The organism is Streptomyces sp. NPDC008079 (genome assembly GCF_042957385.1).
Lineage (GTDB): Bacteria > Actinomycetota > Actinomycetes > Streptomycetales > Streptomycetaceae > Actinacidiphila.
The window spans coordinates 20,425-42,533 of record NZ_JBIBIC010000020.1 but is presented as its reverse complement, the minus strand read 5'-3'; the positions used below and the strand labels follow the sequence as shown (position 1 = coordinate 42,533).

The 22,109-nt window shown below is 72.7% G+C and carries 17 protein-coding genes; 4 read left to right on the top strand and 13 right to left on the bottom strand.

Going from position 1 to position 22,109, the window contains the following annotated elements; all coding sequences use genetic code 11:
* Positions 1–275 precede the first annotated feature (275 nt).
* Entirely contained in the window at positions 276–728 is a 453-nt protein-coding gene (locus tag ACFZAM_RS30725; RefSeq protein ID WP_355347133.1) for a hypothetical protein, read from the top strand.
* Between the two features lie 51 nt (positions 729–779).
* Here ACFZAM_RS30725 and ACFZAM_RS30720 read toward each other — a convergent pair whose 3' ends face one another.
* Positions 780–1,991, bottom strand: a complete 1,212-nt coding sequence (locus tag ACFZAM_RS30720; protein ID WP_391050629.1) for an acyl-CoA dehydrogenase family protein — start codon at positions 1,989–1,991, stop codon at positions 780–782.
* A gap of 1,102 nt (positions 1,992–3,093) precedes the next feature.
* Between ACFZAM_RS30720 and ACFZAM_RS30715 the strand changes: the two genes are divergently transcribed.
* On the top strand, positions 3,094–4,767 hold the full coding sequence (locus ACFZAM_RS30715; RefSeq protein WP_391050627.1) for a protein kinase: 1,674 nt from the start codon (positions 3,094–3,096) through the stop codon (positions 4,765–4,767).
* A gap of 15 nt (positions 4,768–4,782) precedes the next feature.
* On the opposite strand, the gene ACFZAM_RS30710 is transcribed toward ACFZAM_RS30715, so the two are convergent.
* The 6 genes from ACFZAM_RS30710 to ACFZAM_RS30685 form a co-directional block, all read right to left on the bottom strand.
* On the bottom strand, positions 4,783–6,039 hold the full coding sequence (locus tag ACFZAM_RS30710; protein ID WP_391050743.1) for an SLC13 family permease: 1,257 nt from the start codon (positions 6,037–6,039) through the stop codon (positions 4,783–4,785).
* Between the two features lie 152 nt (positions 6,040–6,191).
* Positions 6,192–8,381 carry an EAL domain-containing protein gene (locus ACFZAM_RS30705; RefSeq protein ID WP_391050625.1) on the bottom strand — a complete coding sequence of 730 codons (2,190 nt, stop codon included), beginning with the start codon at positions 8,379–8,381 and terminating at the stop codon, positions 6,192–6,194.
* The gene (locus ACFZAM_RS30700) at positions 8,378–9,193 is read right to left on the bottom strand and encodes an SAM-dependent methyltransferase (RefSeq protein WP_391050623.1); all 816 of its coding nucleotides are present in this window, start codon (positions 9,191–9,193) and stop codon (positions 8,378–8,380) included. Before ACFZAM_RS30700 ends, ACFZAM_RS30705 begins: the two co-directional genes overlap by 4 nt.
* A 353-nt stretch (positions 9,194–9,546) precedes the next feature.
* Complete coding sequence (locus tag ACFZAM_RS30695; protein WP_355347117.1) at positions 9,547–10,797, bottom strand: carbohydrate-binding protein; 1,251 nt, start codon at positions 10,795–10,797, stop codon at positions 9,547–9,549.
* A gap of 275 nt (positions 10,798–11,072) precedes the next feature.
* Positions 11,073–12,482, bottom strand: a complete 1,410-nt coding sequence (locus tag ACFZAM_RS30690; RefSeq protein ID WP_391050620.1) for a C39 family peptidase — start codon at positions 12,480–12,482, stop codon at positions 11,073–11,075.
* A gap of 147 nt (positions 12,483–12,629) precedes the next feature.
* Complete coding sequence (locus ACFZAM_RS30685) at positions 12,630–13,772, bottom strand: Xaa-Pro peptidase family protein (RefSeq protein WP_355347111.1); 1,143 nt, start codon at positions 13,770–13,772, stop codon at positions 12,630–12,632.
* 121 nt (positions 13,773–13,893) lie between these two features.
* Here ACFZAM_RS30685 and ACFZAM_RS30680 point away from each other — a divergent pair, with 121 nt between their 5' ends.
* Both ACFZAM_RS30680 and ACFZAM_RS30675 read left to right on the top strand, forming a co-directional pair.
* Positions 13,894–14,493, top strand: coding sequence for a uridine kinase (locus ACFZAM_RS30680; RefSeq protein WP_391050618.1), 600 nt, complete (start codon positions 13,894–13,896; stop codon positions 14,491–14,493).
* Positions 14,494–14,940: 447 nt separating this feature from the next.
* Entirely contained in the window at positions 14,941–16,833 is a 1,893-nt protein-coding gene (locus ACFZAM_RS30675; RefSeq protein WP_391050616.1) for an AAA family ATPase, read from the top strand.
* An 81-nt stretch (positions 16,834–16,914) separates the two neighbouring features.
* Here the strand turns inward: ACFZAM_RS30675 and ACFZAM_RS30670 are convergent, their stop codons facing one another.
* The 6 genes from ACFZAM_RS30670 to ribH form a co-directional block, all read right to left on the bottom strand.
* The gene (locus ACFZAM_RS30670) at positions 16,915–18,006 is read right to left on the bottom strand and encodes a hemolysin family protein (RefSeq protein ID WP_355347102.1); all 1,092 of its coding nucleotides are present in this window, start codon (positions 18,004–18,006) and stop codon (positions 16,915–16,917) included.
* Positions 18,006–19,337, bottom strand: coding sequence for a CNNM domain-containing protein (locus tag ACFZAM_RS30665; RefSeq protein WP_391050613.1), 1,332 nt, complete (start codon positions 19,335–19,337; stop codon positions 18,006–18,008). Before ACFZAM_RS30665 ends, ACFZAM_RS30670 begins: the two co-directional genes overlap by 1 nt.
* A 325-nt stretch (positions 19,338–19,662) precedes the next feature.
* Complete coding sequence (locus ACFZAM_RS30660; protein WP_355347096.1) at positions 19,663–20,160, bottom strand: PH domain-containing protein; 498 nt, start codon at positions 20,158–20,160, stop codon at positions 19,663–19,665.
* Positions 20,157–21,005, bottom strand: a complete 849-nt coding sequence (gene hisG / locus ACFZAM_RS30655; protein ID WP_355347093.1) for an ATP phosphoribosyltransferase — start codon at positions 21,003–21,005, stop codon at positions 20,157–20,159. Before hisG ends, ACFZAM_RS30660 begins: the two co-directional genes overlap by 4 nt.
* Positions 21,006–21,120: 115 nt before the next feature.
* Positions 21,121–21,393, bottom strand: a complete 273-nt coding sequence (locus ACFZAM_RS30650; protein ID WP_188279811.1) for a phosphoribosyl-ATP diphosphatase — start codon at positions 21,391–21,393, stop codon at positions 21,121–21,123.
* A 34-nt stretch (positions 21,394–21,427) separates the two neighbouring features.
* On the bottom strand, positions 21,428–21,913 hold the full coding sequence (ribH, locus tag ACFZAM_RS30645) for a 6,7-dimethyl-8-ribityllumazine synthase (protein WP_188279812.1): 486 nt from the start codon (positions 21,911–21,913) through the stop codon (positions 21,428–21,430).
* Positions 21,914–22,109: the final 196 nt, after the last annotated feature.

Genomic DNA, 22,109 nt, shown 5'->3' with positions numbered 1-22,109 from the left:
GGTCGGCGGGGCCCTGCCCGGCCACGCCCGCTCGCACCTTATCCGGCACTCCCGCAAGATGCCGCGCGGGGGCACGAGGGGTGCGCGGAGGCATGGTGAGGGCGCATGGACCGGGCAAAAGGCGGGATGTGACGAAGGCCACACCCCATGCATCCCTATGAGGTCGATGGCGTGATTACCCGCGTAGCGCGGCGGGAAGTGCTCGCTATGGCCGCGGGATTGACGCCGGGCCGGCCCGATGGAGGGCACATCCGTCCGATGGGGGAGACGCGAATATGCGTAACCATGTGCGCCACAACCGCAGTGAGCGGACCCAGCCGGCGCCCGAGGAGGGGCACGAACGCGAATTCGCGCTCGCGCTGCTGCCGGGACTGCCGGACGCCGACGACACGGATGACTCGTTCGAGGACGATCTCGACCTGGTCCGGGTGGACTGCCCGGAGTGCGCGCGGCCGATCGCGGTCTTCGCCGACGAGGACCGGCTTCCGGAGCACGCCCTGTGCCCCACGCCGTGGAACCCCTTCGGCCTCACCGTCTGCTCCGGCTCGGGCCGCCCCGTCGAGGAGGCCCGCCCCCTCGTCGGCTCCCTGCCCGGCGAGGTCCACGACCTCGACCTCGGCACCCTCCTGGTCCTGCCCGACACCCTGGACTGGCGCACCCAGCCCTTCTCGCACGTGGGCGGCCCCGGCTCGCGCCCCTTCCGGGTACCGGCGCCCCGCGCGGCCTGATCCGGCGCCCCGACCGGGGCGCCGGGGTACCGCCCGCCGCCGGGCGACCGCTCAGCTCCGCGACTCGGGGCCCGCCACGTGGCGGGCGATCACCATGCGCTGGATCTGGTTGGTGCCCTCGACGATCTGCAGCACCTTGGCCTCGCGCATGTACCGCTCCACGGGGAAGTCGGCCGTGTAGCCGTAGCCGCCCAGGAGCTGGACGGCGTCCGTCGTCACCTGCATCGCCGCGTCGGTGCAGAAGAGCTTGGCCATGGCGGCCTGCCGGGAGAAGTCGAGACCGGCGTCGCGGGTCCTGGCCGCGGCCAGGTACAGGGCGCGGCCCGCCTCGATCTTGGTGGCCATGTCGGCGATCATGAAGCGCAGCCCCTGGAAGTCGGCCAGGGGCCGGGCGAATTGGCGCCGCTCCTTGACGTACGCGAGCCCGGCGTCCAGCGCGGCCTGGGCGAGGCCGACGGCGCAGGCGGCGATGCCGAGCCGCCCGGCGTCCAGCGCGGCCAGCGCGATGGCGAACCCCTGGCCCTCCTCGCCGATGCGGCGGCTGTCGGGGACGGTCACGCCGTCGAAGTGCACCTGCGCGGTGGGCGAGCCCTTCATACCCATCTTCCGCTCGGGCGCGGCGGCGCTCAGGCCCGGCGCGTCGCCCGGCACCAGATACGCGGAGATGCCGCGCGCGCCGTCGCCGCCGCTGCGGGCCAGGACGGTGTAGAAGTCGGCGACCCCGCCGTGGGTGATCCACGCCTTGGTGCCGTCGATCGTCCAGTTCCCGGCGTCGCCGTCCGCGCCGCCCCCGTCCGCGCCGCCGCCGGTACGTACGGCGCGCGTCCTCAGGCTGGCCGCGTCGGAGCCCGCGGCGGGCTCGGAGAGGCAGTAGGCGCCGAGGAGGCTGCCGCCGAGCATGGCGGGCAGGTGCTCGGCGCGCTGTTCCTTGGCGCCGAAGTGCGCGAGCGCGTGGCAGGCGAGGGTGTGGACGCTGACGCCGAGGCCGATGGTGAGGCGGGCCGCGGCCAGTTCCTCCAGCACCTGGAGGTAGACCTCGTACGGCTGGCCCCCGCCGCCGTGCTCCTCCGCGTACGGCAGGCCGAGCAGTCCGGTCTCCCCGATCAGCACGAAGGTCTCACGCGGGAAGTGGCCCGCGTCCTCCTCCGCGGCGGCTGCGGGCGCGATCTCCCGCTGGGCCAGGTCCCGGGTGAGCGCGAGCAGATCCCGCGCCTCCTCGGTGGGCAGGTGGCGGACAACCGGCTGCGGGCCGTGCTGCGACATCGCGGCACGCTCCTCCCTGTCGGGGGCGTCGGCGGCACGCCCTGGGTGTGGCGGCGCCGTCGGTGGGCAGTGCCCATGAACCGATGGTCCCCTGCCGGGTCGCGGCACGCGGTGATCAGCGGTTCTGGCGCGTTGGAGTATGCCTGATCGGACGCGCCACGTCACGGGCGCGAGTGTGTCGTGTCTTTCCCGCCCGCCCACCCGTGCGGGTGTTTTCTTCGTCTGCGGGTGCCGCTTGTGCCTGGTCGGTGCCGGGCCGGGGCACCTCCTCGAAATCCGTACCACCTGGCCTTCGCGAATCCGGCACCCGGCCGTCAACGTATTTCTGCGGGGGCACCCCGCCCCGTCCCCTCCTCGCCCGTCGGCGTCCGCCTGCCGGTGGGGGTTGCCGGGGAATGGGGGTGGGTGGGGGCTCGGCCCCTGCGCCCCCCGACCCGCCCGCGTAGGCGGGAGGGGGATGGATGGGCTCGGGCACATCGGCGTCCGACGGTCCACTGTGGCTAAGGAAAGTCCCAAAGACCGGCGACGGCGCCCGGCCGTTCCTCCACCGTGGAATCGACGGAGAGCGCCCTCAGGGCGGAAGACACCCGGGGCACCCTCACAATCTTGGACACCCACCCCGGCCCCCCCACGGACAGGCGGACGCCGACATACCCGAGCCCACCCACCCCTTCTCGTCCGCCCCGGCTGGACGGTCGGTCGCGCAGGGGGCCGAGCCCCCACCCACCCCGTCCCATCCGCCCCAGGCGGACCGTCGGACGCCGACGTACCCGAGCCCACCCACCCCCTCCCGGCCACCCCCACCGGACAGGCGGACGCCGACGTACCGGGAGGGGACGGGCCGGGGTGCCCCCGCAGAAATGCGGTGACAGGGACGGCGCCGGATACAGGAGACCAGGTAGCCGCATTTCGAGGAGGTGCCCCGGACCGGCACCGACCAGGCACAAGCGGCACCCGCAGACGGAGAAAGCACCCGCACGGGTGGGCGGGCGGGAAGGAAAAGAAGCAAGACACGACTGGAGTGACAGGTGAGTACGGCGACGGACGCGGATGAGTACGATCACGCTCCCCCAGGGCCGCAAGCGGCCCTACGCTGCTGCCCATGGAGAGCTTGGACGCCACGGATCCGCGCACAGTCGGCGGATACCCGCTGTTCGCGCGGCTCGGCGCGGGCGGCATGGGACAGGTCTATCTGGCGCGCACCCCCGCCGGGAGGGCACTGGCGCTGAAGACCGTACGGTCCGAGTTCGGACTCGACCCCGGCTTCGGGGAGCGGTTCGCGCGGGAGATCCGCCACGCGGACCGGGTGCGTTCGCCGTGGACGGTGGCGGTGGTGGACTACAGCCCGCCCGGCACCCGCCCCCCGTGGCTGGCGACCGAGTACGTGGCGGCGCCCTCACTGGCCGAGTGGGTCTCGGCGCACGGCCCGCTGCCGGAACCGGCCCTGGCGTCGCTGGCCGCCGAACTCTGCGAGGCGCTGCGGTCGGTGCACGCGGTGGGTCTCGCGCACCGCGACGTGAAGCCGTCGAACGTACTGCTCGGCCCTGACCGGCCGCTGCTGATCGACTTCGGCATCGCGCGGGCCGCGGAGGACTCCCGGCACACCAGGACCGGCGGGGTGATCGGCTCCCCCGGCTACATGGCGCCCGAGCAGGCGACCGCGGGCGCGTCCGCCGAGCCCGGCGACCTGTTCGCGCTGGCGGCCGTACTGGTCTACGCGGGGACCGGGCACGGCCCGTTCAACCGGCCGGGCGAGGAGCCGTCGACGCCCGCGCTGATGTACCGGATCGTGCATGAGGACGGCGACCTCACTGGGCTGCCCGACGCGGTGGCGCCGCTGGTCCACGCGTGCCTCGCCAAGGAACCGGCCGACCGGCCGACCGCCGAGGAGGCGCTGGCGCTGCTGCGGGAGGCGGGGCACCGTACGGGCGTGTGGCACGAGGTCCCGCCGCCCGGCCTCACCGACGAGCTGCGCGGCCGTGAAGCGCGGGTCCGCACGCTGCTGGCGGACCCGACGGCCGCCGTGGGGCCGTCGCCCTACTCCCCCACGGCGCCGCTGACCGCGCCCGGCCGCGGCCCCGGCTCCGGAGGCCAGACACCCGCTCCCCCGCACGCCGCGTACGCGCCGCCGCGTACGCCGTCGCCCCTGCCGGGCCCCGTCCGGCCCACCGGGCCGTACTCGGGGCCTCAGCCCGCACCGTGGGGTGCCGCGCGCCGCGCGCCGGGGATGGGCCGCGGTGCCCGCGTCGGACTGGTCGTCGCGGGCGTGCTGGCCCTGTGCGTGGTGGTCGGCGTGATCCTCGACCAGCAGCGCGGCTCCGGCGACAACAACAACGGGAATCCCGGCCCGAGCACGAGCACCCACACCTCCGCGCCCGCCGACGCGCTGCCCGCCTCGTGGGTCGGCACCTGGGTCGGTACGGGGCCCGGCAATCCGAGCGGCAGCGGCGGCCAGCCGCGCAGCGACCGGTTCACCGTCACGCTCACCCTGCACGCGGGGGCGCGCGGCGAGGCCGTCGGCCAGGACGTCAGCAACATCCCCGAGGCGGGCACGGGGGCGGAGCGGGGCTGTACGGAGGCGCTGTCGCTGGCGCAGGTCCGGGGGAACACCATGACCTTGCGGGTCACCGCCGCCGAGCCCACGGACCCCGACTCGTCGCTGACCTGTCTGACAGGGCATGAGTACTCCGTCTCCATGACGGACGCGCGCACCCTGCGGATCGAGGCGGGGCCGCAGGCCGAGGGCGCCCCGAGCACGCTCACCAAGCGGAGCTGACGGGGAAGGCGCCGGTCAGGTTCCGGTGAGCCGCAGGCCCGCCCAGAGCGCGACCGTGGAGGCGATGAGCGTCGGCGGCACCGTGAGCAGCCCGAGCCGGGTGAAGGTGCGCAGGTCGGAGTCGGTGCCGTGGTCGCGCAGCACGCGCCGCCACAGCAGGGTGGCGAGCGAGCCCGCGTAGGTGAGGTTGGGGCCGAGGTTGACGCCGATGAGCACGGCGAGCACCGGGCCGGGACCGCCCGCGGCGGCCAGCGGGAGCAGTGCGAGCACGGCGGGCAGGTTGTTGATCAAATTGGCCAGGACGGCGGCGAACGCGGCGGTCCCGAGCAGCGCGAGCAGGCCGCTGCCGTGCGGCAGCACCCGGTCGGCGGCGTCGGACAGCCCGTTGTCGACCACGGCCTTCACCACGACGCCGAGGGCGAGCACGAACAGGCAGAACAGCGGCCCGGCCGCCGCGACCAGGCCGCGGACCGTCGCCCGGCGGCGGCGCAGCGCCCGTACGCCCAGGACCAGCGCGCCCGCGAGCGCCGCCCAGGCGGGGTTGAGGCCGCCGAGCGAGGTGACCGCGAAGCCGGCCAGGGTCAGGCCGAGGACGACCAGCGTGAACACCGGTACGGCCGGCGGCTCGCCCTGCTCCGGCGGGTGCTCGCGGACGGCGAGGTCGGCGGCGAAGTAGCGGCGGAAGACGGCGTATTCGATGCCGACGGACAGCAGCCACGGCAGGGTCATCAGGAGCGCGAAGCGGGTGAAGGACACGCCGGCGGCCGTGAAGGCCAGCAGATTGGTGAGGTTGGAGACCGGCAGGAGCAGGGAGGCGGAGTTGGCCAGGTGCGCGGTCGCGTACAGGTGCGGGCGCGCCTTGGCGCCCGCCCGCGCGGCCGTCGCGATGATCACCGGGGTGAGCAGGACGACGGTCGCGTCCAGGCTGAGCACCGCCGTGACCAGCGCGGCCACGACGAACACCCCGGCCAGCAGCCGTTTGGGCTCGCCCCGGCAGGCCCGCGCGACCGCGTCGCCCGCCGCTGTGAACAGACCGTCGTCGGCGCACAGTTCCGCCAGGACGAGCACGGCCGCCAGGAAGCCGACGACCGGCAGCAGTTCCCTGGTCTCGTGCCAGGCGGCGGACGGCGTCACCGCCCCGATGCCGATGAGCAGTCCCGCGGCGGGCACCGCGGCCACCGCCTCGGGCCAGCCGCGCGGGCGCAGAACGGCGAAGCCGAGGACCAGCAGGAGAGCGAGGGCGGAGATCGTCTCCGCGGCGGCGGTGTTCAGGGGGCTCTCCTCGGACGGACCACGGGCTCGCGTACCGCCTGATTCCACCACGTGGGCCGCGCGGCTCCGCCCCGACGCCCGCCCGACGCACTCAAGTGCGTCGTTTCTCACGGCCCCGCCCGTCGGCGGAGCCGTGACGGCGGCCCGGGCGGCTAGCTGGCGTCGGCCAGCGACAGGGTGTGGAGCCGTTCCGGCGGTCCGGGGCGGGCGTAGTACCAGCCCTGGCCGGTGTCGCAGCCGAGGGCGCGCAGATGGTCGGCCTGGGTGCGGGTCTCGACGCCTTCGACGGTGACGGTCAGGTTGAGGGCGTGGGCGAGGGAGACGATGCCGCCGACGATCTTGAGGTCGACGGGGTCGGCGGCGTGGCCGCGCATGCCGCGGGTGAAGGAGCGGTCGAGCTTGAGGACGCTGACGGGGAGCCAGCGCAGGGAGGACAGGTTGGAGTAGCCGGTGCCGAAGTCGTCGAGGGCGATGGAGACGCCGAGGTCGACTATCTGCCGCAGGGGCTTGAGGGTGTCCTCGTCGGCGCCGATCAGAGCGCTCTCTGTGACCTCAAGGCAGAGCGAGGCGGGGTCGAGGCCGGTGTCCTCCAGGACGCGGGAGACCTCCTGGACCAGCTCGGGGTGGTGCAGCTGGATCGGTGAGAGGTTGACGTTCACCCGTGGCGGCGGACCGCCGCCGATGTGCTCGCTCTGCCAGGCGTACGCCTGGCGGGCGGCCCGCTCCAGGACCCAGCGGCCGAGCCCGACGATGTGTCCCGTGCTCTCGGCGAGCGGGATGAACTGGTCGGGCCCGAGTATGCCGTGGGTGGGGTGGCACCAGCGCACCAGCGCTTCGGCGCCGTGCACGGCGCCGTCGTCGAGGCCGACGAGGGGCTGGTACTCGATGAAGAACTCGTCGTGTTCCAGGGCGCTCGGGAGCTGGTTGGTCAGGCCGTGCCGGGTGATGGCGCGGGCGTCGGCGACCGGGTCGGCGACCTCGTACCGGTTGCCGCCCTGTTCCTTGGCGCGGTACATCGTGATGTCGGCGCTGCGCAGGACATCGGCGGCGATCCGGGACTCGACGGGGCCGTGGACGATGCCGATGCTGCCGTGGACGGGCAGTTCGCGGCCGTCGAGCAGGACGGGGGCGGACAGCGCGTCCAGGATGCGTTCGGCGAGCGCGGTGACGGCGGCGAGGCTCGGCGGGTCGGTGTAGAGGGCGACGAATTCGTCGCCGCCGATCCTGGCGACGAGCTGGTCGGGCGAGGTGACGCAGGACTGGAGGCGTTCGGCGACGGCGACGAGGAGCTGGTCGCCCACCGCGTGGCCGAGGCTGTCGTTGACGGCCTTGAACCCGTCGAGGTCGAGGTAGCAGACGCCGATCCGGCTGGTGCCGTTGGCGGGGTCGGCGTCGAGCGCGGCGTCGAGGCGTTCGAAGAACAGGGCGCGGTTGGGCAGTCCGGTGAGCGCGTCGTGGGTCGCCTGGTGGCGCAGTCGGCGCAGCAGTCCGCGCCGTTCCGTGACGTCCTCGACGAGCGCGAGCTGGTACTGCGGGCGGCCGGTGGCGTCGCGCAGCAGGGACGCCCGGACGTTGGCCCACAAGATGGTGCCGTCGACCCGCTGGTAGGCGCGCTCGACGTCGTACGTGTCGCGTTCGCCGCGTACCAGTTCGCCGTTGAGCCGGCGGGTGCCGGTGCCGGTGCCGTCGTCCTTGTGGACCCACTCGGTGACATTGCGGCGCATGGTCAGGGATTCGCTGCCGAACATCCGGGTCATCGCGTCGTTGACCTCGAGGACTTCCCCGTCGAGGTCGGCGATGCCGATGCCGAGGGCGGCGCCCTCGAAGACGGCGCGGAAGCGGGCCTCGCTGGCGGCCAGGGCGCCTTCGGCGTCGCGCTGAGCGTCCAGGGCGGCGCGGATGATGGACTCCTGCTCGCGCAGGGTGCGTTCGCGCAGGGCCCGCGAGAAGCCGACGGCGACCGCGTGCTGGAGGCGTGAGCAGCGGGCCCGGCAGTCGTCGGTGTCGAGGCCGGGGCCCGGCGGGCAGTACAGGACGAGGTAGGCGTCGATGACGCCGAGGATGCTGGGCAGCGCCTCGGGGTCGGTGCAGTGCGCGGCGACCAGGGCGGTGCCGACCTCGGCGGCCGGGCGGGGGTCGAACGGGCGGCCCCTGAGGGTGTCGCTCAGCACACGGGTGAGCGGCACCAGGTGGTCCTCGAACTCGGCGCGGGTCATCGAGGTGACCGTCACCGGGTAGATGGCGCGTGCCCAAATGGCGGCGAATCTGCGCAGATTGTCGCCGGGGCGTGCGCCGGGCGCGTGCGCGCCCTCGTTTCCGGCCGCGGCCGGGAGCGCGGTCACGCTTTCAGCCCCACACCGGCGAGACCGTGGAGTACGGCGGGGTCGTCGTCGTCGCTGAGCGGGGCCTCGGGGCGCCAGTGCGGCAGCGGGACGACGCCGGGCTCGACGAGTTCGAAGCCGTCGAAGAAGCGTTCCACCTCTTCTTTGGTGCGCATGATCAGCGGGGTGGCGGTGCGCTGGTAGACGGCCTGGACGCCGCGCTGTCCGGAGGGGACGGGGCCGAACTGGAGGGTGGCGTGGGTGACGACCAGGACGCTGCCGGGGGCCAGCGCGTCGCGCAGCGCGGCGACGACCTCGTTGGGATGGTCGGCGTCGGACAGGAAGTGCAGGACGGCGACGAGCAGCAGGCCCATGGGGCGGTCGAAGTCCAGCAGCCGCTTGGTCTCGGGGTTGTCCAGGACCGAGCCGGGGTCGCGGAGGTCGGCGGCGGCGATGGTCGCCTTGTCGTTGCCCTCCAGGACGGCGCGGCTGTGGGCGACGGCGACCGGGTCGTTGTCGACGTACACCACGTGGGCGTCGGGGTTGGCCCGCTGCACCACCTCGTGCACATTGCCGAAGGTGGGGATGCCGGAGCCGATGTCGAGGAACTGGTCGATGCCGCGGTCCATCGCGAAGCGCACGGCGCGGTGCATGACCGCCCGGTTGGCCTGGCCGATCTTGGGCGCCCCCGGCATGGCCCGCATGGCCAGCCGCGCCGCCTCCCGGTCCACCTCGAAGTTGTGCGAGCCACCGAGGAAGTAGTCGTAGATCCGGGACACGCTGGGCACCGTCAGGTCGATGCCCTGCGGGGCCCAGGAAGGACGGTCGGTCACGGTTGCTGTCTCCAGGTCATCGGGCTCAACGGGCGCGTCGCACACGGTGGTTCGGCCGACGGGCGCGCACCTGTCTACCCTGTGAGGCTACTGATCACGTGTTCGGAGTGAAACACGCGACCGGAGATCCAGGGTCCGTTTTTGGTCAACAACCACCAGCATGTGCATATGCGAAAACGCGCAGATGCGGACTCGCGCACACACCAGCGCGGGTCCGCTGCCGGTGACGGCCGCGGACCCGCGATAGATTTTCGGACAGCATCAGACCAGTTCAGACCAGTTCGACCGACAGCGGTTCGGCGGCCTGTGCGGTCGCCGCCCCGGAACGTCGGACGGTCGCGGTCGGCGGCCGGTCAGCAGGTGCCCTCGTCCTGCCACACTCCCCACTCACCGGTGGTGCCGGGCTCCTCGTTGGTGGTCCACCACTTGGCCTTCCACTTGTGCCCGTTGTGCGCCACCTCGTTGCCGCCGACGTAGACGGCGGAGGCGGCCCACTGGGCGACCGTGCAGGTGCCGCCGCCGGGCGGGGTGGTCGGCGGTGTGGTCGGCGGCGTCGTGGGCGGGTTGGTGGGAGGCGTGGCGCCCGCGAACTTCACCGAGTACTTGGCGAAGTCCCAGGAGTTCTGCGCCACGCTGCTGCACGTGCCCGAGGTGCTGCCGTTGTTGTCCGGCGGGCTGCACTGGCGGTCGCGGTTGAGCGACCAGAAGGTGAAGCGGCCCATGCCGTGGCTGGTCGCGTAGTCCAGCACGGTCTGGAAGTCGGCCTGGTAGAAGAACTCGCCGGTGTCGCTGCGGCCGTTCATGCCGGAGAAGCCCTCGTGGGCGTACGCGGTGGCGGTGTCCCAGCCGAAGGTGGTCTTCAGCAGGCCGTTGAAGGCGGTGAGCGCGCTGGTCTGCGACGCCGCCCCGTTGAAGCCGCCGTCGAAGGGCATGATCGAGAAGTTGTTGGGGGTGAAGCCCTGCGACTTGGCCTCGTTGAGCATCTGCTGGCCGAACCAGCCGGTGCCCGCCGCGGTGCCCGCCGTGGTCACCGAGATGAACAGGCCGGGGTTGTTCTGCTGGAGGATCTTGGCCGCGCCGATCTCGCGCGCCACGGCCGCGGTGTTCTCGTACTCCGGCTCCTCCAGGTCGAAGTCCATCGCCTTGAGCTGGTACTTGGTGATGACCTGCTGGTACGCGGCGGCCGTGGACGCGGCGTCGGAACACGCCTGGCCGAGCTTGGTGCCGCCGTAGCCGCCGATGGAGACGGACACGTCTCCGCCCTTGGCCCGGATCGCGGAGATCACGTTCGCCACCGCGGTGTCGGAGGACACCGCACTGGTCCCGTCCCATGTGGGGCTGCACCCACCGCCGTTGGGGGCAAGGATGAAGGCGAGCTGGAACGCCTTCAGGCCGGTCGCGTCCATGATGGCGGTCGCGCTCGGCGGGTTGTTGTCGTTGGGCATCAGATACGGGGCGGCGGCGTACCAGTTGTTGGTCAGGGCGTTCGTCGAGACCGTGGCTCCGCTGGCCTGACTTGGGCCGAGAGCGGCAACGGTACCGAGCCCGGCCACGGCCAGGGCGACGGCGGCCACGCCCGAGCCGATTGCTTTGAGACGGTTCACGTCTAGCCTCCTGTGGGGGAACGTGGCAGACAGAATCCTGCGGTGACGCGAACCCGTCAATAGTTGGTCCAGACCTTTGGACTAAACCACGAATTGGTCTCTACCACTTCGAGTCCAATTCCCCACGTGCGACGGCCTGTCCACCCCCGCACGCACCCCGCACGCACCCGGCCCCGCCCCTCGCGTACGAGGAGCGGGGCCGGGCCGGAAACGGCCGGTCGGCCGGTCGGTCGGTCGGTCGGACAGACGACCGGAGACGACCGGACGGACGGATGTCAGACGATGCCGACCGCCGCCAGCGCGCGGCGCTGGCCGGGGCTCGGCTGCGCCGGGAAGTAGACGTAGGCGACACCGCCGGTGCCGCCGCTGACGCCGCCGGTGGCGTTGATCCGCTTGGTCCTCAGCCAGATGGTCTCGAACTGGGCGCGCTTGTAGATGTTGCGCACCGCGTCGTCACTGGAACTGGCCGGGTCGTTGGCGACGACGTCGCCGTCCGCGGTGAAGCCCGCGATGCACATCAGGTGGCCCGAGGTGCCGTATCCCGCGCCGTCCAGTTCGGTGGCGAGGAAGGACTGCGAGGTGATGACGGGGATACCGGCCTTGATCAGCCGCTCGATGTCGTCGAGCGAGCGCAGCCGGGTGATGACGCCCTGGAGGTCCTTGTACGTGGCCGCGTAGGCCGCGTTGAAGGGCCAGTTGCCGCAGCCCTCGTACTGGTAGTCGTACGTGTAGCGCGCGCCCTGGTCGACCTGGGGGTCGGCGTAGGCGGGGTTCACCCAGGCCAGGTCGGCGGCCGTGGGGCCGCGGCCCCAGTACTCGATGACCATCGTCGAGGAGGTCGGGCTGCACCAGGCCTCGCCGCCGTTGTCGTACTCCGGGTACTCGCCCTTGTGGATGTTCTGCGAGTAGCGCGGCACCGGGAGTTCGACGCCCTTGGCCACGCCCGGCACCGACGCCGGGACGGTGAAGCGGTCCGGGATGTTGGACGCCATCGCGCCGAGCCGCCACACGGTGGGCGTGGCGCGGCTGCCGGGCTTGCGGAAGAGCGTCAGCCGCAGCCGGTACGAGGCCAGCAGTGGCCCGGCGGTGGTGTCGTCGATGGAGAAGGTGTCGGTCCAGATGCTGCTCTTGCCGTCGGTCTGGTCGTCCACCGAGGTGCGGCGGATGTCCTCGGGGCCGTCGCCCGCGGTCCACCGGCCCATGACGTACGCCGGGGTCGCGGTGCCGTCGGTGTAGGTGCCGAGCAGTTCGATCTGGATCCAGGTGCCCGCGGGGGTGTGTGCGTTCCAGGACGCGATCAGCTCGCTCGCGGGGTGCGGCACCCGGCGGACCGGCGAGGTCCAGGTGGCCGACTCCCACGTCGCGGTGGTGCCGGTGTGCGGGTCGGTGTAGTCGAGCGTGCCGGTGGCGCGGCCGATGACCACGCCGGGCCGGCGGCCCGGCAGCGGCAGCGTGCCGCGGTGGGTGCCGAACAGCCAGTCGGGCAGCGAGGTCCAGCCGTGGTAGTCGACGGGGGCGGCGTCGGGCGTGCCGCCGCCTGCCTGGTGTCGCGCGGCGTCGGGAACGGCCGCGCCGGAGGCGGTGGCCGGGGCGGCGGAGGCGGACTGCGCGGACGCGGTCGCGGTGGCCGCGGCCGCCGCGAGCGCGGCGGTCAGTACGGCACGCCGGGGCGCGGGTCTGGTCATGGCGGTGTTCCCCTCGATGTGATCGGGAATTCCTGCCCGCTCCTACGAGTGCATGACAGGTGGCCCCAACTATCGTCGTTCACCGGCCGTTTCCACCAGGGTTTCCGGCCGCGCGCCGGGAACAATATTGGACTGGACCACTGGCGCTCAACAGGGAAGAACCACCAGGTCACGCCCTGTCAGATTGAGCCGCTCGCCACCGCTTTCCGTACAGACGGCAATATCCTCGATGCGGGCGCCGAAGGTGTCGGGAAGATAGATGCCCGGTTCCACGGAGAACGCCATTCCCGGCTCTAGGGGGCGTTTGCTGCCCGCCACGATGTACGGCTCCTCGTGGGTGTCCAGGCCGATGCCGTGTCCGGTGCGGTGGATGAAGTGCTCGCCGTAGCCCGCGTCGGTGATGATGTCCCGGCCGACGGCGTCCAGTTCCTCCGCGGTGACACCGGGCCGTACCGCCGCGGTCTGCGCGGTCTGGGCGCGCAGCAGCACGTCGTACAGCTCACGGAAGGCGGCGGGCGGCTCTCCCACGGCGTAGGTGCGGGTGGAGTCCGAGCAGTAGCCCTCCGCGGTCGTGCCGCCGATGTCGATCACCACCGGGTCGCCCGCCCTGATCACCCGGTCGGACACCTCGTGGTGCGGGCTCGCGCCGTTCGGCCCCGAGCCGACGATCACGAAGTCGACCCGCTCGTGGCCCGCCTCGATGATGGCGTCCGCGATGTCCTTGGCGACCTCGCGCTCGGTGCGGCCGGGCACCAGCCACTCGCCGATCCTGCGGTGCACCCGGTCGATCGCCGCGCCCGCGCGGCGCAGCGCCGCGATCTCCGCCGGGGTCTTGCGCATCCGCAGCTCCGCCAGCACGTCACCGGCGAGGACGGCCTCGGCGTCCGGGAGCGCGGCCCGGAAGGCGAGCAGCTTCTCCGCCCACATGTGGTTGTCGACGGCGAAGCGGGCCACCGCGGCGGGCAGCCGCCGGGCGATGAGCGCGTACGCGTCGTCGGTCTCGTCGAAGCCGACGATCTCGATGCCGAGCCCGCCGGCGGGCGACGCCTGCGCGGCGGGCTTCTCCAGCCGCGGCACCACCAGGAAGGGCTCGCCCTCCACCGGCACCACCAGGCACGTCAGCCGCTCCAGCGGCAGCGCCTGATACCCGGTGAGGTAGCGCAGGTCCGCGCCGGGCGCCACCAGCAGGGCCTGGACGCCCGCCGTTTCGGCCTCGGCACGCGCCCTCGCCAGGCGCTCGGAGGTGTACAGCACGGATGCGGCTGCGCCGCCGCTCTCGGAGTGGGTCACCTTCGCACCGTACCGGGGCGCCCCCGGCGGCGCGTGCAGCGGTGGCGGGTCAGCGGCCCCGAGCCCCCGGACACGCGACGGCGCGCGGGCCGCCGGGCGGGGCCCGCCGTAAGGTCGGGGGGTGAACGGACTGACGGTACGGGAGCTGGGGCGGCTGCTCGACGGGGCGGAGCCGTCCTGCGGGCGGACGCGGCTGATCGCCGTGGACGGGCACGCGGGCTCGGGCAAGAGCACGCTGGCCGGGCGGCTGGCGGCGGAGCTGGGCTGCGCGCCCGTCGTCCATCTGGACGACCTGGCCACGCACGAGGAGCCGTTCGAGTGGACCGGCCGCCTGGTCGAACAGGTGCTGACGCCACTGAGCGAGGGAAGGGCCGCCCGGCACCAGGTGTACGACTGGACGGCGCGCCGTTTCGCGGGCGAGCGGGAGATCCCGGCCGCGCCGGTCGTGCTGCTGGACGGCGTCGGCAGCGGGCGGCAAGCGCTGCGCCCGTATCTGGCGTTGCTGCTGTGGCTGGAGGTGCCCCCGGCGACCGCGCGGCAGCGCGGACTGCTGCGCGACGGACCGGAACTGGCGCATTTTTGGACCGGCTGGACTCGCGCGGAGGACGCGCATTTCGCCACCGATCCGTCCCGCCCCTTCGCCGACCTTCTGGTGCGCCAGACCGACGACGCCGACGGCTGCCGGGCCGTCCCGAACCCCGCCCGCGATCACCGGGAGTGACGGCTCGGCGGCAGCCCGCCGCCACTCCCCCGCCGCCGGGCACACGTCCGTCAACACCGCTTGACCGGCCGGGTATCCAGCACTTACGTTTTCAACAAGCGGCCGGAGACGGCCGTTGACAAGACGCGGAGCCCCCGGTTGTTCCCCCGTGACCGGGGGCTCTGCCCTGTCTCCGGGCCGGAATCGGCCCGTCGAGAGCCGGTTTTTCTCACTCACGGTCACCGCCCGACGGCCGTACGTCGGGGCCGAGTTCCCCGCGCTCGCGCGGATTCCCGCTGTCCCGCAGGTCACGGCACCCTACGGCCCGCGGGACATCGCGGGTACGATGCGAAAAGGGCGGACCGGCAGCCGGGGGTGGACTGTCGCCTGTCCCAACTCCCGCCCGGTGCGCACGGGTTGGGACAGCGGGCGACAGTGCGGCGCGGGGGAACGATTGGTGGGGACTTGATGGACTTCGGCACCGAGCGTCCGGGCGCCCCGGCCGATCTCGCCTGGCTGCGCGGCGTCGACGCGTACACGATGGGCGCCTACGTCCAGGCCGAGGAGGAGTTCAGGACCGCGGTCCGGATCGACCCCGGCATGGCGGACGCCTGGCTCGGGCTGCACGCGCTGCGCGCCGACACCGCCACCGCGCTGCTCCAGATGTACCGGCACCGCGACCGCTTCGGCGAGCAGCGAGCCGCCCACCGCAGGACCCTCAACTCCTGGTACTGGCTGGGCTGGTGGGTGCAGCCGGTGCTGGAGACCAGCCGCGACCTGCTGCTGGCGCACGCCTCGCACTGGCTGGACGGCCGCCATGTCGCCGAGCTGGACCGGGCCCTGGCGGACTGCCCGCCGGTCGACACCGACCCGCAGGTCCGCTTCCTGCACGCCTGCCGCGCCTATCTCGTCAAGGACTGGGAGCGGCTGGTCCGGCACACCGAGCCGCTGCTGGGCGATCCCGTACTCGGCATCGAGGCCGGGCTGTTCGGCGGCATGGCCAGGGTCAGGCTGGAGATGTGCGGCCAGGCCGAGCCGCTGCTGGCCGCCGCCTTGATGCGCTGCCGCAGCGAGCAGCCGCAGCGCAAGGAGTTGCGCTACTGGCTGGCCCGCGCGTACGAGGGCACCGGGCGTACGGCGGCGGCCGTGCCGCTCTACCGGGCGGTGCACCGCGTCGACCCCGCCTTCATGGACACCTCCGCCCGGCTGGCCGCGATCCACGAGACCGACGACGGCCTCGACGAGGGCGTGGGGCTGGCGGCCGTATCGCTGGCCGGGACCGGGCAGGCGATGCCGGAGGGCGGCGCCGACATGGAGTCCGCGCTGCTGGCCGACCCCGGCGAGGGCCGCGGTCCGGGACCGGAGCCCGACGAGTCGCTGCTGTCCGCGGGCCCGCTGGACGACGACGTACGCGACCGGTCCGCCGCCCCGCTCGGCGGGTCGCTGCCGGTGCAGGTCCCGATGGGCGGCTCCGACCCGGTGCTGCTCACCCAGGCGCTGGCGGAGCTGGACAGGATGGTCGGTCTGGAGCCGGTCAAGCGCCAGGTCAAGGCGCTGTCCGCGCAGTTGCGGATGGCCCGGCTGCGGGCCGGGCAGGGCCTGCCGGTGCAGCCGCCGAAACGGCACTTCGTCTTCTCCGGGCCCTCCGGCACCGGCAAGACCACCGTCGCCCGCATCCTCGGCCGGGTCTTCTACGCGCTCGGACTGCTCGGCGGCGACCACCTGGTGGAGGCCCAACGCTCCGATCTGGTCGGCGAATTCCTCGGCCAGACCGCGGTGAAGGCCAATGAGCTGATCGACTCCGCGCTCGGCGGCGTGCTCTTCGTGGACGAGGCGTACGCGCTGTCCAACTCCGGCTACAGCAAGGGCGACGCGTACGGCGACGAGGCGCTTCAGGTGCTGCTCAAGCGCGCCGAGGACAACCGCGACCGGCTCGTGGTCATCCTCGCGGGTTACCCCGAGGGGATGGACCGGCTGCTGGCCGCCAACCCCGGACTCAGCTCCCGCTTCACCACCCGCGTCGACTTCCCCAGCTACCGGCCGCTGGAACTCACCCGGATCGGTGAAGTCCTCGCCGCGGAGAACGGCGACCGCTGGGACGAGGAGGCGCTGGAGGAGCTGAAGGCCATCGCGGGCCACGTGGTGGACCAGGGCTGGATCGACGAGTTGGGCAACGGACGGCTGCTGCGCACCCTGTACGAGAAGAGCTGCGCCTACCGGGACCTGCGGCTGTCCGAGTACCCGGCCTCACCGAGCCGCGACGAATTGTCCACCCTGCGCCTGCCCGACCTCATGCAGGCGTACGGCGAAGTCCTCTCCGGGCGCGGGCCCGGAGCGACCCCGACCGACCCGGTCGAGTAGCGCCGGGCCGCGGGGACGAGATCCGGAAGGGGCGTGCGGACCGCGTGTTCAGCGGTTCCGCACGCCCCTTCCGGGCACTGCCTACCGGACCAGTTCGCCGGAATCCTCCGCGGCGTGCGGGACGGGCACCTCCCGGGCGGGGGAAGGCGCGCGGTGGGCGGGGTCCTTCACCTCGCCGACGAGCATTTCGAGGACGTCCTCCAGCGCGACCAGGCCGAGGACCCGCCCCGAGGCGTCGGCGACGGCGGCCAGGTGCGAGGCGGCGCGCCGCATCGCGGTGAGCGCGTCGTCCAGCGGCAGGTCGGCCCGCAGGGTGGTGATCGGCCGCCAGAGCCGCTGCGGCACGGGCCGGTCGAGGTCGTCCACGTCGAGGACGTCCTTGACGTGGAGGTAGCCGAGGAAGTCCGCGCCCGCGCCCGCGATCGGGAACCGCGAGTACCCGGTGCGCACCGTCAACTCCTCGACCTGCCGCGGGGTGGCGGCCGGGTCGAGGGTGATCAACTCCGCCGGGGTGAGCAGCACTTCGGTGACCGGGCGGGTGCCCAGCTCCAGCGCGTCCTCCAGGCGTTCCTGCTCGTCGATGTCGAGCAGCCCGGCCTGCCGGGCGTCCTCGACCAGCACGGTCAGCTGCGCGCTGGTGAACACGGAGTCGACCTCGTCCTTGGGCTCCACGCCGAAGGCCCGCAGGATCAGCCGGGAGCAGGTGCCGAGCACCGAGATCACCGGGCGGAACACCCTGGCGAAGCCGACCAGACCCGGGCTCAGCCACAGCGCGGTCTTCTCCGGCGCGGCCATCGCCAGGTTCTTCGGCACCATCTCGCCGATCACCAGGTGCAGGAAGACCACGACGGCCAGCGCCAGGACGTATCCGATCGGGTGCACGAAGTCCTCGGGGACGCGCACCGCCTCGAAGATCGGTTCCAGCAGGTGCGCGACGGTCGGTTCCGCGACCGCGCCGAGGGTCAACGAGCAGACGGTGATGCCGAACTGGGCGGCGGCCATCATCTGCGGGAGGTGTTCGAGGCCGTACAGCACGGTACGGGCCCTGCGCTGTTCGGCGGCGAGCGGTTCGATCTGGCTGCGGCGGACCGAGACCAGGGCGAATTCCGCGCCGACGAAGAAGCCGTTGCCGAGCACCAGCAGGACGGCGAACAGGAGTTGGAGAGCGCTCATCACGAGGTCGCCTCCCCCGCCACGCGATCCGTACGCACGATCCGTACGCGTTCGGCCCGGTGGTGGGTGACCTCGCGGACCAGCAGCCGCCAGCCGGGCAGTTCGGCCTCGTCGCCCGGTTCGGGGATCCGGGTGAGCAGGTCGGCGACGAGGCCGGCGACCGTCTCGTAGGGTCCCTCGGGGGCGAGCAGGCCGATTCTGGCCAGGGTGTCGATCCGGCAGCTTCCGTCGGCGTCCCAGGCGGGACCGTCGGCCTCGGCGGCCGGGACCTGCGCCAGTTCGGGCAGGTCGGCGGCGTCGTGCTCGTCGCGCACCTCGCCGACCAGTTCCTCGACGATGTCCTCCAGCGTGACGACCCCGGCGGTGCCGCCGTACTCGTCGACGACCACGGCGATCGGCTGCTGGCTGCGCAGCAGCTCCAGGAGCTGCTGGCCCGGCAGGGTCTCCGGGACGAGCAGCGGGGCGACCGCGATGGTCCCCGCGGAGACGCGGTCGCGGCGCTCGGCGGGGACGGCGAGGGCGTCCTTGAGGTGGACCATGCCGATGATGTCGTCCAGCCGCTCCCGGTAGACCGGGAAGCGGGACAGGCCGGTGGCCCTGGTCAGATTGAGCACGTCGGCGGCGGTGGCGGTGTCCTCCAGCGCGCTGACCCGGACGCGGGGCGTCATCACGTTCTCCGCGATGAGGTCGCCGAGCGACAGGGTGCGCACGAAGAGGTCGGCGGTGTCCTGCTCCAGCGTCCCGGCGAGCGCCGAGTGCCGGGCCAGGGAGACCAGTTCCGTGGGGGTGCGGGCGGACGCCAGCTCGTCGGCGGGCTCGACGCCGACCAGCCGCACCAGCCGGTTGGCGGCGGTGTTCAGCACCTCGATGACGGGCCGGAAGACCCGCGAGAAGGCGCGCTGCGGTCCGGCCACCACACGGGCGACAGCCAGCGGGCGGGAGACCGCCCAGTTCTTGGGGACGAGTTCGCCGATCACCATCTGGACGGCGGAGGCGACCATCATGCCGACGACGACGGCGACCCCGGGGGCGGCGCCGTCCGGGACGCCGGCCGAGGTCAGCGGGCCGGTCAGCAGGTCGGCGAGTGCGGGTTCCGCCAGCATGCCGACGACCAGCGAGGTGATGGTGATGCCGAGCTGGGTGCCGGAGAGCTGGAAGGAGAGTTTGCGCAGGGCGGCCACGACACTGCGGGCCCGGCGGTCACCGGCCGCGGCGGCGCGTTCGGCCGCGGGGCGCTCCACGGTCACCAGGCCGAATTCGGCGGCGACGAAGAAGCCGTTGGCAAGGATCAGGACGAGGGCTGCCGCGAGCAGCAGCAGTGAGGTGCTCATGAGGCCGCCGCTCCGGATTCCCGGGAGGGAGGGGCGGCGCAGGTACTACCGGACGGTTCGTCCATCGGGGTGTGAGTGTCACTCCTTGGTTGGTCGGGGCCCCGCGGGCGGTGCTCCAGGGGTGCGGGGCAAGCGCGGTGGGCGCCGTTCGTCCCCCAGAGTAGCCATTGGTGCCGCGCCCGCGAAGGACGGCGGGGGCCGGGTTCACGGACGGGTTCGCGGACGGGTTCGCGGACGGGTTCGCGGAAAGGTCACGGACGGATCGCGGCCCGGTCCGTGGACGGAGCGCCCGCGGACGCGTGGGGCGGCGCGCACCGCCGCGCGCTCAGTGGCCGGCGGACGTCGTGCCCTGCGCCTCGCCCAGCGTCTCCACCAGCGAGCGCAGCAGCCTGGCGTCGTGCAGCGCCTGCTCCTTGGCGATACCGGGCTGGATGCCCATCACGGGCAGCGTCGTGCCGTCGGCGAGGTCGAGATGGACCCAGGCGTCGCCCGGCCGCAGATTGACCCGCACCACCTCGGCCCACGCCAGCCGCCGCTTCACCGTGAGATTCACCACGGTCACGCCGTCGGCCGTCACGGTCACCTTGGGGCGGCTGAGCAGCGCGAGCACCGCGGCGATCAGCACGCCCATCATGATCACGGTGATCCGGTCGCCGGTGCTCCAGGGCCCGGCGCCGTCGTGCGGCATCATCAGCGCGACGACGGTGAGCGCCACCACCAGCGCGGCGCCCAGGGACAGCAGCACCACGCGGGTGACGACGGGGCGGAAGGTACGCGGCAGCCCGTCGAGCGCCGCCCGCGTACGGTCCTCGGCGCCGGTCACAGCCGCGCGGCGTGGATGCCGGTGGTCAGAATCGCGCGGGCGCCCAGGTCGTACAGCTCGTCCATGATCCGCTGGGCGTCGCTGGTCGGGACCATGGCGCGGACCGCGACCCAGCCCTCGTGGTGCAGCGGGGAGACGGTCGGCGACTCCAGGCCCGGGGTGAGGGCGACGGCCTTCTCGACCTGCTCGACGCGGATGTCGTAGTCCATCATCACGTAGCGCCTGGCGACCAGGACGCCCTGGAGGCGGCGCAGGAACTGCCGGACCTTGGGCTCGTCCGGGTCGGCCCCGGTGCGCCGGATCACCACGGCCTCGGACTCCATGATGGGTTCGCCGAAGGCTTCGAGTCCGGCGTTCCGCAGCGAGGTGCCGGTCTCCACCACGTCGGCGATGGCGTGCGCGACACCGAGCTGGATGGCGGTCTCGACGGCGCCGTCGAGGTGGACGACGGACGCCTCGATGCCGTTGTCCGCGAGGTGCTTCTCGACGACGACCTCGTACGAGGTCGCCACCGTCTTGCCGTTGAGGTCCTGGACGGTGTCGGCGGTGCCGGGCTCGGCGGCGTAGCGGAAGGTGGAGCGGGCGAAGCCGAGCTGGAGGATCTCCTCGGCGACCGCGCCGGAGTCCAGCAGCAGGTCCCGGCCGGTGATGCCGATGTCGAGGCGGCCGGTGCTGACGTAGATCGCGATGTCGCGCGGGCGCAGGTAGAAGAACTCCACCTCGTTGTCCCGGTCGACCAGCACGAGCTCCTTGGACTCCTTGCGCTGCCGGTAACCGGCCTCATGGAGCATGGCCGCCGCGGGTCCGGACAATGAGCCCTTGTTGGGGACGGCGATGCGCAGCATGAGGACGGTTTCCTTCTCTGAAGAGAGTCTCGGCTCGTGGGCAGGGCTGTGGAGAGGTACGGGTGGCAGGGGTGGTGGCCGGCTGTCTCTGAGCGCGTACGGGTCGCGTACGCGCTCAGAGATGGGCGTAGACGTCGTCGAGGGAGATACCCCGGGCGACCATCATCACCTGAACGTGGTACAGCAGTTGGGAGATTTCCTCGGCGGTGGCGTCGGCGCCCTCGTACTCGGCGGCCATCCACACCTCGGCGGCCTCTTCGACCACCTTCTTGCCGATCGCGTGCACGCCCTTGCCCACCAGCTCGGCGGTGCGGGACGTGCTGGGGTCGCCGGTGGCGGCCTTGTGCCGCAACTCGGTGAAGAGCTGCTCGAATGTCTTGTTGGCCATGGTGGGCCCTAGCCTACGGGGAACCGCCGCCTGCTCAGCGCCAGGGTTCGGAGACCGAGCGCAGGATGGTGGCCGTGGCGACAGCCGCGGTGACCGCTTCGTGCCCCTTGTCCTCATTCGAGCCCGGCAGTCCGGCGCGGTCGAGCGCCTGCTCCTCGGTGTCGCAGGTGAGGACACCGAAGCCGACGGGCACACCGCTGTCCACGGCGACCTGGGTCAGCCCGGCGGTGACGCCGTGGGAGACGTACTCGAAGTGCGGGGTGCCGCCGCGGATGATGACGCCGAGCGCCACGATCGCGTCGTAGCCGCGGCCGGCCAGCACCTTGGCGACCACGGGCAGTTCGAAGCTGCCGGGCACGCGCAGCAGCGTCGGCTCGTCGATGCCGAGGTCGTGCAGGGCGCGCATCGCCCCGTCGACCAGGCCGTCCATCACCTGGGTGTGCCACTGCGCCGCGATCACGGCCACACGCAGGTCGCCGCAGTTCTTCACGGTCAGCTCGGGGGCGCCCTTACCGCTCACTTCTCTCCTCGGTGCTCGATGTGCTGTCGTGCCGGTTGTATCAAGCTGATCGCCCGTATCAAGGCCATCAGGTGTCTCATGGCAATCGTCCGTATCAGGACGCGGTCAGGATGTGGTCAGGACATGCTCAGGACGTGCTCGGAACGTCGTCGGGACGCGTTCGGGACGCGCTTCGGACGCGCGGTCCCGCCGGCCC